The sequence below is a fragment of the Bacillus sp. RE35 genome (assembly GCF_052146655.1).
Taxonomy (GTDB): domain Bacteria; phylum Bacillota; class Bacilli; order Bacillales; family Bacillaceae_G; genus Bacillus_A; species Bacillus_A cereus.
The window spans coordinates 2,842,144-2,854,861 of the sequence record NZ_CP197377.1 but is presented as its reverse complement, the minus strand read 5'-3'; the positions used below and the strand labels follow the sequence as shown (position 1 = coordinate 2,854,861).

The following is a 12,718-nucleotide window of genomic DNA, read 5'->3' as shown; positions in this document are numbered from 1 at the left end:
ATATCGATGTATCGGAGGTAGTTATAATGAATGCGAAGGCGCAAAAATATATTCCGTTAACTGAGGCGACATATTACATATTATTGTCACTCGTGAAGCCGTTGCATGGCTACGGAATTATGCAAATGGTAGAAGAGATGACAAATGGGGAAGTAAAGCTCGGCCCTGGTACTTTATATGGAAATACGACGAAATTACTAAAAGAGAAGTTAATTGTTGAAGTTGCCTCTACAGACAGAAAGAAGTGCTATGAGTTAACGCCGTTTGGGAGAGAAGTGTTAGAGCTCGAGTATAACAGATTGCAGAGATCTGTAAGGAATGGAAATAGTATATTAGGGGAGTGAATGAGAGATGGAGACAAAGAAGATGTTCAAACCTTTTGCGATATGGAGCTTGGAAAAAGAAGAAGCTTTTTTAAGAAAAATGCATCAAAAGGGATGGGCTTTACAAAAGTATAATGTAATGTATACGTTTAAGAAAACTGAACCAAAAGATGTAGTATATAAAGCGGATTTTAGACTGGATTATAAAGATTCAAAAGAAAAACAAAAAGAATATATTGAAATATATGAAATGTGTGGATGGAAACATGTAACGAGTTTTGCGAAGTGGAATTATTTTTGTAAAGAAGTAGACGAGGAAAATGAGTTACCTGATATTTATTCAGACAAAGAAACGAAGATACAAAAATTTGTTGAATTGATACAGTTCGTTGCAATTATGTTTGTAATGTTAATTCCAGTGTTTTACTTATGTTTTCTTGGAGTATCAGAATCAGGATTATATAAAGGTATGGTTGGGTTTTTAGTTTGTATATATTTATATGCGTTTATTAATTTATTTAGGAAGATTAAAAAGTTAAAAAATGAAATATTGTAACAAAGATTGGGTTTATTAAAGAAGATGGTTGTAATTGAATGGAAATCATCTTCTTTAATTTCTATATATCCTTGTTTTGTTGGATATTTTTTATATAATAAAATATTGTATATTTAAGGCATAGAACTAACAGTTACAAAGATGATACCAGTAACAATACCTAAAAAAATCATAAATGAAGAAGTAATTAATAATAACGAACTAGCAATGAATATCACTTTATTAGATTTTTGTTTTTTATAAAGGAAATAAAGTAAAAGACCACAAATAGTAGAAAGTATCCATATAGCTAAACCGTAAGAACTCGAGATTTTCTTCCAATCGGAAATCCAAAAGTAAAAGATGATTATGTGACAAGTTAATAGTAGAAATGTTGATGGAAGCATTATCTTTTTATTTAAAATCATTTGTTTCACCTCCCTTATATAAATATTACTAAAATGGTGTGGAATTTAACATATAATAAGGAAGAAATACATTTTTAATTAACGTATTAAACGAAAAAATCCCTTATAGAAAAATCTATTTCTACAAGGGATAATCATATTTTTATTAGAAAGACTGATTTTGCGCAGGTTTAATAAATTGTTCAGGGTTTTCAACAAGTCCGCATACAGCACATTGGACACGGTATGTAGGTCCTTGATAAGCCATATGAAAAGCATTCATCGTTTCATTTGTGTATTCTTCTTCCACTTGACCAGTTTGTGGATTTATTTTGACTGGTTTTACTTGTTGCTCAAGAATATTAAAGCGAGTACGGTTCGTTTTACAACTTGGACATAGCATTGGTTCCATATGTATACACCTCCATTTGTATCATTTCTTAAAATCTTTAATTTTATGCAAGCAAAAAACTTTCTCAATATAAATAGGTGTTTAATGTATTTAAAATTCAGAAAAAATAAAATATAATAAAAGTACGAACTGGTTATGTCCAAACCAAATCTCCTGTTTTATGCCAATAAGCTGGGGGGCCGAGAAATCGGCCTCATTTTTTTTTGCTCATTACTACAAGGAACAAGGTTTTTATGAGACTTTTGTCGAAATTTTAGGGATAGATACAAAGGGGGATGTAAAATGAATTTGAAAATGAAGTACATCATTTTATATGTAGAAAAGTTTGAGGAATGTTTAAAGTTCTATAAAGATATTTTACAGTTACCTATAAAAGCAGAGCACGGCACATATATTGAATTTAATACTGGAACTACCATTTTAGCGATGAATACGCGGCAAGATGTGAAAGAATTAACAGGACTACCGCTTACAGAAGGTGAATTACAGTCTTCTCATTTCGAGTTAGGATTCGTTGTTGAGAATGTACAAGAAACGATTGAGCAATTTAGAGAGCAAGGTATTAAAATTTTAGTGGAGCCAATTGTAAAACCGTGGGGACAAACAATTGCCTACATTGCTGATCCAGATGGAAATTATATTGAAATTTGCAGTTCATTAGAATAGAGGGAGAAAGAGAGATGGGATTTCCGAAACTAGAAACAGAACGTTTATTCTTAAGAGAACTCACACTATTAGATGCAGAAACGATGTTCCAATATTTTTCGAAAGAATCAGTTATACGTTATTTCGGAATGGATTCTTTCCAAAATATTGAGCAAGCGAAAACAACGATTCAAACGTTCAAAAATCGTTATGAAGAGGGCAGTGTATTTCGCTGGGGAGTCGAGAAAAAAGGGACGGGCCAATTAATCGGAACGTGCGGATTTCATTTAATTAATAATCATCATAAACGAGCTGAAATTGGTTATGAATTAGATGATACATATTGGGGACAAGGATATGCATTGGAAGCATTACAAGCAATTTTAGCTTACGGATTTGAAATACTGCAACTAATAAGAATCGCAGCGATTGTATATGTAGAAAATAATGCTTCTCAAAAGTTATTAATAAAAGCAGGATTTCAAGAAGAAGGATTCCTTCGAAAACATATGATTCAAAATGGAGTTGCTCATGATACCATTTTATATTCTTTATTAAAAGAAGAGTGGAAGAAGTAATGAGTACAAACGAACTTATAACGATTATGAAGAAGCATAGGGAAAATAGATTCATTTTAGGTATAGATGGTTTAAGTCGATCTGGAAAAACAACATTCGTAGCCAATTTAAAAGAAAATATGAAACAAGAAGGCATTCCGTTTCGTATTTTCCATATTGATGATCATATAGTGGAGCGTAATAAACGATATCATACTGGATATGAAGAATGGTATGAGTATTATTATTTACAATGGGACATTGAATGGCTAAGGCGGAAATTTTTTCAAAAGCTACAACATGAAACAAAATTGAAATTACCTTTCTTTCATGAAGAAACAGATATATGTGAAATGGAAAAAGTACAGATTCCTATTGTAGGCGTAATTGTTATTGAAGGAGTTTTTCTGCAGCGAAAAGAATGGAGAGATTTCTTTCATTATATGGTCTATTTGGACTGTCCAAGAGAGACAAGGTTTCTACGTGAGAGTGAGGAGACACAGAAAAACCTTTCAAAATTTGAAAATAGGTATTGGAAAGCAGAGGATTATTACTTAGAAACGGAATTGCCGAGGGATAGGGCGGATTTAGTCATTGAATGATTTGAAAATAGAAGGTGAATAGAATGAATATTTTATGGGATTTTGATGGGACGTTATTTGATACGTATCCTGCATATACAATGATGCTTTCTGAAATATTAGGTGACTCAGTAGAAAAACAAGAAATATACAAAAACTTAAAAATATCATACTCTCATGCAATTCAGTATTATAATATTTCATGCGAGCAGGAAGAAAAGATTAAAGTTTTGAAGGAGAAATTCACGCCAAAAGATATGAAACCTTTTGCAGGTGTCGAAGAGGTTTTGAAATTTGCAAATAAAAATGTGATTATGACCCATAAACATAGGGAAGGGGTTATGGGCATTTTAAAATATTACGGCTGGGAAAAATACTTCGTAGATATGGTTACAATTGACGATGGCTTTCCTCGAAAGCCAAACTCTTTAGCTTATAATCATCTGCATAAAAAATACAATATTGATTTAGCTATTGGAGATAGAGAATTAGATTTATTACCTGCAAAAGAATTAGGTATTTCAACATGTATGTTTCAAGGTAATTGTGATGTAGCGGATTATTCTTTATCACATTACTCGGAGTTTTTTAAGGTAGTGAGTGATAGAGAGTTTTCTTTATAAAAAAAGTTATTAATAAAGACTGTATCTTTCATTTTAAAGGTACAGTCTTTATTTTTTAGAGCTATTATATACCAATTGCCGTGGATTAAAGAATGATTGTATATCTTTAGTAAAGAAATAGTCAGATTAGTTGTTAGATAGAAATAGACAGATAAAGTGATAGTGTCCGTTTTATCTGCTTTTTATCATAACCAAATTATGGTTATTCATGCTAATATAAACTCATAGCTATATAGAAGGGGTGGGATTAGTATGAAAACAGAAATAGTTCCTAAAAAGAAGTACAGTATAATAAGCTATATATCTTTACTCATCGGCATTTTGTGTTTTCTATTCGTTTTTATAACGCCAACAAGGATAGCGAATGCAGGTAATATAGTTGGAGATTATATTACAATTGCCCTGACAGGTGTAGGGATCATGCTTTCAATAATCACAATGACGAAAAAAACAGAGAAGAAGGGGATTGCTATTCTTTCATTAATACTGTCCTCATCATTTTTTATATTTTGGATCATAGCGATTATCCTATTGTTTACTGGTCAAATTAGTTTTGCGCCGTAATGTGTAATAAAAAGAGTCCTTCTCGTATGAAGGACTCTTTTTACTCGGTATCTTCAGGTTGATATTCTAAAATATCCCCCGGTTGGCATTCTAATGCTTTACATATTGCTTCTAAAGTTGAAAAACGGACTGCTTTTGCTTTTCCATTTTTCAAGATAGAAAGGTTAGCCATTGTAATTCCAACCTTCTCCGAAAGCTCTGTTACACTCATTTTTCTTTTCGCTAACATTACATCAATATTAATAATAATTGCCATATTATTCACCTCAGACCGTTAAATCATTTTCTGATTTTATATCTATAGCATCTTTTAATAGTCTTTGGAGAACGGCAGCAAAGACCGCGATTACCATTGAAGCAAAAATCATAATCATTCCGATAATAATAATGCCAGGGGCGTCATCTCTCTCTGCCACGAGATAGAAAAGTGGCATACTTAATACATATAATACACTAATTGCCAATGCGCTGTACTTAATATTTTTTAAAGCTTGAACAGATAACTCTGAGAATGCGTTATTTTTATCAATATAGTTTAAAAGCTTAAATGTTTGGTACAGTGCGAAGTAATAAGGTATTGCTGTTGCATATAAATTGATAAATACAAGATATTTAATATATGCAATATCTGGATATAATTCTGCAGCGAAAGCTCCTATTTTAGGGACTAAAAAAATGCACATAGCAAGAACGGGGATTCCGATCAGAATCACAACGGTCTTTAAAAAGAGTGTGGATCCTTGTTTCATAAAAAGCACCTCATTTATTTAATATCTTATTAATTTAACACGAAATTTATTGTTTAACAATAAATTTTTATTTATTTTGATCGAGGATTTATTGTTAAACAAGTAATTAATGAAAAGGATGTTAAATCTTTTTTATAAGATAGATGATACATACCGATATTTAATAAAGGAAAGAAAGGGAAAGTAACTATTGTTAGCTTTATGAGAATTGGGAACTAATAAAACATATGTAGGTTTTGGTATGGAAAAGGAAATAGTGTGTATTTAAAATGAATGCAAAGTTTATGGAGGAACAATCATGTTGAATTATGGTGTGAAGATGAAAAAGTTGCTATTAGTGGCAGCTATAATAGTAAGCGTATTAAGTACGGAAAGTATGATGAATTATCATGCGGCCAAAGCTAAGGTGAAAAAAATAGAACACCAGCCTAAAAATATAATTATGATGGTTATGGACGGAACGAGTTCAACGGCGACAACATTGGCTCGCTGGTATAAAGGGGCACCGCTTACGTTAGATCAAATTGTAACAGGAGGAGTTCGTACGTTTTCGGCGGAATCAGCTATTACAGACTCAGCGCCAGCAGCAACAGCATTAGCAACTGGAAATAAATCAAATTCAGGATATGTAGGTGTATTACCTTCTATTGTAAGTTCGCCTAGCTTAGAGCCAATAAAAGAAGAGGACAAGTTACGGCCGGTCGCAAACGTATTAGAGGGGGCAAAACGTACTGGTCGTGCAACTGGAATTGTTGCTACATCTGAAATTCAGCATGCTACTCCGGCGGGATTCTCGGCTCACCATGTCAATCGCAAGCAATTTGACGTAATTGCGAAGCAGCAAGTATATCAAAATATAGATGTCGTATTAGGCGGGGGAAAAGCAGCGCTGCTACCTATGCAAAGTAATGGAATCCGAAAAGATGGTGAAAATTTAGTGAAGGTGATTCAAGACAAAGGATACGATTTCGTTGAAACGAAAGATGCGTTATTGAACTCCAAATCTAATAAAATTTGGGGCTCTTTCTCACATCATGCTCTTGCGTTTGATATGGATCGTATAGCAACAAACCCAGAACAACCAACACTTTCTCAAATGACAGAAAAAGCAATTCAAACATTATCAAAAGATAAAGATGGCTTCTTTTTATTCATAGAAGGTAGTAAGCCTGATTGGGCAGCCCATGCTAATGATCCAATTGGGATGATTAGTGATGTATTGGCATTTGATGAAGCGGTAGCAAAGGCGTTACAATTTGCAAAGAAAGATGGGGATACGATGCTCATAGCTTTAACTGATCATGGTAACAGCGGTATCTCTATAGGGAATAGAAATACGACAAAAGGATACAATACTACACCGGTTTCTGCATACATTGATTCATTGAAAAAGGCGAAAATGACACTTGAAGGAACTATAAATAAACTGAAATCTGATTTATCAAATGTAGAAGATGTAGCTAAACTATACGGTTTGGATAATCTAACTCATGATGAAAAAGAAAAATTAAAAGCGGCAAAAAAGAAAATGGATGTAGGACGAATTCTTACTACATTATTGGCTAATCATGCAAATATCGGCTTTACGACAGGAGGACATACAGGTGAGGATGTATTTTTACATTCTTATGGACCTCAAAAACCAGAAGGCTTAATCCAAAATACAGACATTGCGAAGACGATGGCGAAAGCGATGGGCTTTAACTTAGAAGAAGTAACGAATAAAATATTTTTAGAGAGTGAACAAGCCTTTAAGAAAATCGGTGCAACTGTAACAGCCGACAAAACCGAAGGAGCAAACCCGTTACTCGTAGTAAAACGTAATAAAGTAGAAGCACAATTATTTGGTAACAAAAATATAATTCGTATCAATGGTAAAGGGTATGAATTAGGAAGTATTATTGTAGAGAGTAATGGAAAGTGCTATGTACCAGAAGAAGCAATTCAACTATTTGTAAAGCATTCTCGTTAAAAAATTGCCAACCAGTTAAGCTAACTGGTGGCAATTTTTTGTGTTTATTCTAAATATAAGGGTTCGGATTGTTTTGGAAAGTTTTCCAGATGAGACTTGTATAAATGTGAAAGGGGAGTTATATTTTTTCTTACATTAAAAAATTTCGTTTTGTAGAATAGAGAATTTATACATATAGTAAAGTCTAATGTGTTATCAATTAATATTTACGAAAAATATATTAATACTTTAGAATTTCTTTAATTTTCATTATTTTTTATTTAAGGTTATCCGTTATATTTATAATGTATTTATTTCAATTTATTGTATTTCAGCGCAGTTTTATATAATTATAAAGCAATCATCAAAATAAAATCTCCACTAGAGTAAATTTATTATTTTTTTTGCGAAAATTATTATGCAGCTAAGAAAACTGTAGTTTATTGAATTAGAAATATATTAGAATTTAGTTGAAGAAAGAGAGAGGGAATAAAATGAATATAGTGCACTTACGTCCTAAACAGCGGTCTAAGTATCGCATTATGCTAGGGAAGTGGTATTACTCTACAAAGAGGTACATTCAGTGGTTAGCAGACGGAAAAACATATGCAAAAAGGTTCCAACAAGAAAAGCTACCTTGTACAGCAATTCAGCACCAAACGATATTACTTCGTAAGCTCAAAGATGTAGATATGTGGTATCAACAGAATAAGGTTGTTAATTTGAAAATTGCTGTTAAAAAACTAAATGATATCGTCATTAGACCGGGAGAAACATTTTCTTACTGGCGTTTAATAGGTAAGCCAACGAAGAAAAAAGGGTATGTAGAAGGTATGGTATTACACTACGGATCTTTTCAAACAGGTATTGGAGGAGGTCTTTGTCAGCTTTCGAATTTAATATATTGGATGACTTTACATACACCACTGACAGTAACCGAACGATATCGTCATAGCTTTGATGTCTTTCCTGATTCTAGGCGAACTCAACCGTTTGGGAGTGGGGCGACTTGTTCCTATAACTATTTGGATTTACAAATTAAAAATGAAACGGACCAACCGTATCAACTTCACCTTTATATGACAGATGAACATTTAGTTGGTGAATGGAGAACAGTCTATCCGCAACTTTATCAATATGAAGTGTATGAGAAAGAACACTCAATTCAACCTGCATACTGGGGCGGTTATATACGACATAATGTGATTCAACGTAAAGTATATAATCTACAGAAACAGTTAATAGAAGATCAATATGTAACAGAGAATCACGCTATAATGATGTACGAACCACTATTAGCTTGTAATAATGAGAATAGTGAGTAATATGGTAACCCATAGATTAAATAGTATAGAGAATATTTAATTCTTATTTTTACTAAAAAAGTTCACTGTTATTTATAGGTGAGTTTGTTTTTCTATCGTATGTATTTCACCCTTCATAAAAAATATTTCTCAACATTTTATTTGTTGAAAAAGATTGAATATTCGTATTATAACGAATATTATGTTGTTATCGGCAAAAAACGATAATTTGCAGACACTGGGGAGGAAATACATTGAAAAAGAAAAAGAAATTAAAACCATTAGCGGTATTAACAACAGCAGCAGTACTAAGTAGTACGTTTGCTTTTGGAGGTCACGCAGCGCATGCTGAGACACCAACATCATCTCTACCAATAGATGAGCACTTAATACCGGAGGAGCGCTTGGCTGAAGCGCTAAAACAACGGGGGGTAATTGATCAATCTGCATCGCAAGCTGAGACGTCAAAGGCTGTCGAAAAATATGTTGAGAAAAAGAAAGGGGAAAACCCTGGGAAAGAAATTTTAACAGGAGATAGTCTTACGCAAGAAGCTTCTGATTTTATGAAAAAAGTAAAAGATGCAAAAATGAAGGAAAATGAACAGGCGCAGCAGCCTGAAGTAGGCCCAGTAGCTGGACAAGGTGCAGCATTGAACCCTGGGAAATTAAATGGAAAAGTACCTACTACATCAGCGAAGCAAGAAGAATACAATGGAGCTGTTCGAAAAGATAAAGTACTTGTTTTACTTGTAGAATTTAGCGATTTTAAGCATAACAATATTGATCAAGAGCCAGGATACATGTATTCTAAAGACTTTAATCGTGAACATTATCAAAAAATGTTATTTGGTGATGAACCATTTACTTTATTTGATGGATCGAAGATTAACACATTTAAGCAATATTATGAAGAACAATCTGGTGGTAGCTACACAGTTGATGGGACTGTAACAGAATGGCTTACTGTTCCAGGAAAAGCATCAGATTATGGTGCTGACGCGGGTACTGGGCATGATAACAAGGGGCCTTTAGGACCAAAAGATTTTGTGAAAGAAGCATTAAAAGCAGCGGTAGCAAAAGGAATCAATTTAGCAGACTATGACCAATTTGATCAATACGATCAAGATGGTGATGGAAATAAAAATGAGCCAGATGGCATTATTGATCATTTAATGGTTGTACATGCTGGCGTTGGTCAAGAAGCTGGCGGCGGTAAATTGAAAGATGATGCGATTTGGTCACATCGTTCAAAACTAGGTTCAAAACCATATGCAATTGATGGCACGAAATCTTCTGTTTCGAACTGGGGCGGAAAGATGGCTGCATATGATTATACAATCGAGCCTGAAGACGGGGCAGTTGGTGTGTTTGCACATGAGTATGGCCATGATTTAGGCTTACCAGATGAATATGATACAAAGTACTCAGGACAAGGTGAACCTGTTGAGTCATGGTCTATTATGAGTGGTGGTAGCTGGGCTGGAAAAATTGCAGGAACAGAGCCAACGAGTTTCTCACCACAAAATAAAGAATTTTTCCAAAAGAATATGAAGGGGAACTGGGCGAATATCCTTGAAGTAGATTATGACAAACTTAGCAAAGGAATCGGTGTTGCGACATATGTAGATCAAAGTACTACAAAATCTAAACGACCTGGAATCGTTCGTGTTAACTTGCCGGACAAAGATATAAAAAATATCGAATCAGCGTTTGGTAAGAAGTTCTATTACAGTACAAAAGGAAATGACATTCATACAACACTTGAGACACCAGTATTTGACTTAACAAATGCAAAGGATGCTAAGTTCGATTATAAGGCATTTTACGAACTTGAAGCGAAGTATGATTTCCTTGACGTATATGCGATTGCAGAAGATGGAACGAAGACACGCATTGATAGAATGGGCGAAAAAGATGTAAAAGGCGGCGCGGATACAACTGATGGTAAGTGGGTTGATAAATCATACGATTTAAGCCAATTCAAAGGAAAAAAAGTAAAACTGCAATTTGAGTACTTAACAGATATTGCAGTAGCTTATAAAGGGTTTGCGTTAGATAATGCAGCATTAACTGTAGATGGAAAAGTTGTTTTCTCTGATGATGCAGAAGGTCAGCCAGCAATGACGTTAAAAGGCTTTACTGTGTCTAACGGATTTGAACAGAAAAAACATAATTACTATGTAGAGTGGAGAAATTACGCTGGTTCTGACACTGCGTTACAACATGCACGTGGCCCAGTATTTAATACAGGAATGGTTGTATGGTATGCGGATCAAAGCTTTACAGATAACTGGGTAGGCGTTCATCCAGGTGAAGGGTTCTTAGGAGTAGTAGATTCTCATCCAGAGGCAATTGTAGGGACATTAAACGGACAACCTACTGTGAAGAGCAGTACGCGTTACCAAATTGCCGATGCGGCATTCTCATTTGATCAAACACCAGCATGGAAAGTAAATTCACCAACTCGCGGTATCTTCGATTATAAAGGATTACCAGGAGTGGCAAAATTTGATGATTCTAAGCAATACATCAACAGCATTATTCCTGATGCAGGACGTAAGTTACCGAAACTAGGACTGAAGTTTGAAGTGGTAGGCCAAGCTGAAGACAAGTCTGCAGGTGCAGTGTGGCTTCATCGATAAAATAAGGTAAAACGAAGAGGAGCTGCGATAAGTCGGTGAAACTGACTTATCGCAGCTTTTTTCTTCTTGTGAAAAAACTTGCTGTTTTTTTATGTACTTATTGGAAAAATTCGAAGTTTCTTTTATAAATAAAATACTCCGCCTGTCCAATTATAGAAGCTATTTTGGGCGTAAGTAATTTGTAAGTAATGAGTAAGAAAAAAGAGATTTTCATAGTATATAATATTTATTATAGCTACTTTTAACACCTGATACTAATAGTGTGCTATAATATGAATTAGCAACAAAAAGGAAAGGAATTAGAACAATGACCTTAGAAAATACTAAAAATTTAAAAAAACAAGTTGCTCCTTTTGAAAAATCAACGATTAAAAAAAGTGTTTGGCAACTGATCAACACAATCGTGCCATTTATTATTTTATGGTACCTTGCTTATAAAAGTTTGTCAGTTTCTTATTGGTTAACATTAGTTCCAGCACTGTTAGCCGCTGGATTTATGACAAGAATTTTCATTATTTTTCATGATTGCACCCATTATTCGTTCTTTAAAAGTCGACGTGCAAATAGAATAGTTGGAACGTGTATGGGTGTTTTAACATTATTCCCATTTGATCAGTGGGGGCATGAACATTCTATTCACCACGCTACGAGTGGTAATTTGGATAAGAGGGGTACAGGGGATATTTGGACGCTTACAGTTGATGAATATGTAGCTGCACCATTTAGACTTCGTTTAGCATATCGCTTATATCGCAATCCATTCGTTATGTTTGGATTAGGTCCGATTTATGTTTTCTTGCTTAAAAATAGATTTAACCGAAAAGGTGCAAGGCAGAAAGAACGTATGAATACTTATTTGACGAATATTATAATTGTTGCTGTAGTAGCTATACTTTGCTGGGCAATTGGGTGGCAATCGTTTCTGTTAGTACATGGTACTATATTCTTAATAGCAGGTTCAGTAGGGATTTGGCTGTTTTACGTACAGCACACATTTGAGGATTCTTATTTTGAAGAGGATAAAGATTGGGAATATGTGAAAGCGGCAGTGGAAGGAAGTTCTTTTTATAAGCTTCCTAAAATTTTGCAATTCTTAACTGGTAATATTGGATTCCATCATGTTCACCATTTAAGCCCAAGGGTACCTAACTATAAACTAGAAGAGGCACACAATAATACGCTTCCGTTAAAAAATGTACCAACGATTACGCTTGCTACAAGCTTACAATCACTACGTTTCCGTCTTTGGGATGAGAAAAGTAACAATTTTGTTAGCTTTAAAGATGTCAAAAATATAATTAAAAATAATGTTTCTGTTCGAGTGAAATCTGAACTATAATTGCATCGTATATAAAACTCCCCTTAATCATTTTCGATTTAAGGGGAGTTTGTGTTTAAAGAGTAGATGCCAGATAAGAGGAAAAT

Annotated in this window: 15 protein-coding genes; 11 read left to right on the top strand and 4 right to left on the bottom strand. The window is 34.0% G+C overall.

Going from position 1 to position 12,718, the window contains the following annotated elements; all coding sequences use genetic code 11:
• Window positions 1-26: 26 nt before the first annotated feature.
• Together ACTL4X_RS14820 and ACTL4X_RS14815 are read left to right on the top strand one after the other, a co-directional pair.
• Window positions 27-344, top strand: coding sequence for a PadR family transcriptional regulator (locus ACTL4X_RS14820; RefSeq protein ID WP_000991882.1), 318 nt, complete (start codon window positions 27-29; stop codon window positions 342-344).
• A 79-nt stretch (window positions 345-423) separates the two neighbouring features.
• A complete protein-coding gene (locus ACTL4X_RS14815; protein ID WP_306292317.1) occupies window positions 424-879 on the top strand; it encodes a DUF2812 domain-containing protein in 456 nt (151 codons plus the stop codon).
• A gap of 113 nt (window positions 880-992) precedes the next feature.
• On the opposite strand, the gene ACTL4X_RS14810 is transcribed toward ACTL4X_RS14815, so the two are convergent.
• Window positions 993-1,286 carry a hypothetical protein gene (locus ACTL4X_RS14810; RefSeq protein ID WP_000602672.1) on the bottom strand — a complete coding sequence of 98 codons (294 nt, stop codon included), beginning with the start codon at window positions 1,284-1,286 and terminating at the stop codon, window positions 993-995.
• A 145-nt stretch (window positions 1,287-1,431) separates the two neighbouring features.
• The gene (locus ACTL4X_RS14805) at window positions 1,432-1,677 is read right to left on the bottom strand and encodes a hypothetical protein (RefSeq protein WP_000433602.1); all 246 of its coding nucleotides are present in this window, start codon (window positions 1,675-1,677) and stop codon (window positions 1,432-1,434) included.
• A gap of 282 nt (window positions 1,678-1,959) precedes the next feature.
• Here ACTL4X_RS14805 and ACTL4X_RS14800 point away from each other — a divergent pair, with 282 nt between their 5' ends.
• The 5 genes from ACTL4X_RS14800 (at window position 1,960) to ACTL4X_RS14780 (ending at window position 4,647) form a co-directional block, all read left to right on the top strand.
• Complete coding sequence (locus ACTL4X_RS14800) at window positions 1,960-2,343, top strand: glyoxalase/bleomycin resistance/dioxygenase family protein (protein ID WP_001049849.1); 384 nt, start codon at window positions 1,960-1,962, stop codon at window positions 2,341-2,343.
• A 14-nt stretch (window positions 2,344-2,357) separates the two neighbouring features.
• Window positions 2,358-2,900 carry a GNAT family N-acetyltransferase gene (locus ACTL4X_RS14795; RefSeq protein ID WP_000506640.1) on the top strand — a complete coding sequence of 181 codons (543 nt, stop codon included), beginning with the start codon at window positions 2,358-2,360 and terminating at the stop codon, window positions 2,898-2,900.
• Window positions 2,900-3,481, top strand: a complete 582-nt coding sequence (locus tag ACTL4X_RS14790) for a kinase (protein WP_075677222.1) — start codon at window positions 2,900-2,902, stop codon at window positions 3,479-3,481. Before ACTL4X_RS14795 ends, ACTL4X_RS14790 begins: the two co-directional genes overlap by 1 nt.
• A gap of 23 nt (window positions 3,482-3,504) precedes the next feature.
• The gene (locus ACTL4X_RS14785; protein ID WP_001024236.1) at window positions 3,505-4,083 is read left to right on the top strand and encodes an HAD-IA family hydrolase; all 579 of its coding nucleotides are present in this window, start codon (window positions 3,505-3,507) and stop codon (window positions 4,081-4,083) included.
• Window positions 4,084-4,335: 252 nt separating this feature from the next.
• On the top strand, window positions 4,336-4,647 hold the full coding sequence (locus tag ACTL4X_RS14780) for a hypothetical protein (RefSeq protein WP_000845548.1): 312 nt from the start codon (window positions 4,336-4,338) through the stop codon (window positions 4,645-4,647).
• A 40-nt stretch (window positions 4,648-4,687) separates the two neighbouring features.
• Here ACTL4X_RS14780 and ACTL4X_RS14775 read toward each other — a convergent pair whose 3' ends face one another.
• Window positions 4,688-4,903, bottom strand: a complete 216-nt coding sequence (locus tag ACTL4X_RS14775) for a helix-turn-helix domain-containing protein (protein WP_000974619.1) — start codon at window positions 4,901-4,903, stop codon at window positions 4,688-4,690.
• 10 nt (window positions 4,904-4,913) lie between these two features.
• Window positions 4,914-5,396 carry a DUF2975 domain-containing protein gene (locus ACTL4X_RS14770; protein WP_016122723.1) on the bottom strand — a complete coding sequence of 161 codons (483 nt, stop codon included), beginning with the start codon at window positions 5,394-5,396 and terminating at the stop codon, window positions 4,914-4,916.
• A gap of 298 nt (window positions 5,397-5,694) precedes the next feature.
• Here ACTL4X_RS14770 and ACTL4X_RS14765 point away from each other — a divergent pair, with 298 nt between their 5' ends.
• The 4 genes from ACTL4X_RS14765 (at window position 5,695) to ACTL4X_RS14750 (ending at window position 12,632) form a co-directional block, all read left to right on the top strand.
• Complete coding sequence (locus ACTL4X_RS14765; RefSeq protein ID WP_078386652.1) at window positions 5,695-7,368, top strand: alkaline phosphatase; 1,674 nt, start codon at window positions 5,695-5,697, stop codon at window positions 7,366-7,368.
• A 473-nt stretch (window positions 7,369-7,841) separates the two neighbouring features.
• On the top strand, window positions 7,842-8,672 hold the full coding sequence (locus ACTL4X_RS14760) for a VanW family protein (RefSeq protein WP_001028241.1): 831 nt from the start codon (window positions 7,842-7,844) through the stop codon (window positions 8,670-8,672).
• A 233-nt stretch (window positions 8,673-8,905) separates the two neighbouring features.
• A complete protein-coding gene (locus ACTL4X_RS14755) occupies window positions 8,906-11,293 on the top strand; it encodes an immune inhibitor A domain-containing protein (RefSeq protein WP_000727440.1) in 2,388 nt (795 codons plus the stop codon).
• Window positions 11,294-11,600: 307 nt separating this feature from the next.
• The gene (locus ACTL4X_RS14750) at window positions 11,601-12,632 is read left to right on the top strand and encodes a fatty acid desaturase (protein WP_000171504.1); all 1,032 of its coding nucleotides are present in this window, start codon (window positions 11,601-11,603) and stop codon (window positions 12,630-12,632) included.
• The last annotated feature ends 86 nt before the right edge of the window (window positions 12,633-12,718 follow it).

Excerpts from the sequence above, each read along its gene's own strand:
- ACTL4X_RS14820 (WP_000991882.1), top strand. The coding sequence starts at position 27 with ATGAATGCGAAGGCGCAAAAATATATTCCGTTAACTGAGGCGACATAT.
- ACTL4X_RS14815 (WP_306292317.1), top strand. The coding sequence starts at position 424 with ATGCATCAAAAGGGATGGGCTTTACAAAAGTATAATGTAATGTATACG.
- ACTL4X_RS14810 (WP_000602672.1), bottom strand. The coding sequence starts at position 1,286 with ATGATTTTAAATAAAAAGATAATGCTTCCATCAACATTTCTACTATTA.
- ACTL4X_RS14805 (WP_000433602.1), bottom strand. The coding sequence starts at position 1,677 with ATGGAACCAATGCTATGTCCAAGTTGTAAAACGAACCGTACTCGCTTT.
- ACTL4X_RS14800 (WP_001049849.1), top strand. The coding sequence starts at position 1,960 with ATGAATTTGAAAATGAAGTACATCATTTTATATGTAGAAAAGTTTGAG.
- ACTL4X_RS14795 (WP_000506640.1), top strand. The coding sequence starts at position 2,358 with ATGGGATTTCCGAAACTAGAAACAGAACGTTTATTCTTAAGAGAACTC.
- ACTL4X_RS14790 (WP_075677222.1), top strand. The coding sequence starts at position 2,900 with ATGAGTACAAACGAACTTATAACGATTATGAAGAAGCATAGGGAAAAT.
- ACTL4X_RS14785 (WP_001024236.1), top strand. The coding sequence starts at position 3,505 with ATGAATATTTTATGGGATTTTGATGGGACGTTATTTGATACGTATCCT.
- ACTL4X_RS14780 (WP_000845548.1), top strand. The coding sequence starts at position 4,336 with ATGAAAACAGAAATAGTTCCTAAAAAGAAGTACAGTATAATAAGCTAT.
- ACTL4X_RS14775 (WP_000974619.1), bottom strand. The coding sequence starts at position 4,903 with ATGGCAATTATTATTAATATTGATGTAATGTTAGCGAAAAGAAAAATG.
- ACTL4X_RS14770 (WP_016122723.1), bottom strand. The coding sequence starts at position 5,396 with ATGAAACAAGGATCCACACTCTTTTTAAAGACCGTTGTGATTCTGATC.
- ACTL4X_RS14765 (WP_078386652.1), top strand. The coding sequence starts at position 5,695 with ATGTTGAATTATGGTGTGAAGATGAAAAAGTTGCTATTAGTGGCAGCT.
- ACTL4X_RS14760 (WP_001028241.1), top strand. The coding sequence starts at position 7,842 with ATGAATATAGTGCACTTACGTCCTAAACAGCGGTCTAAGTATCGCATT.
- ACTL4X_RS14750 (WP_000171504.1), top strand. The coding sequence starts at position 11,601 with ATGACCTTAGAAAATACTAAAAATTTAAAAAAACAAGTTGCTCCTTTT.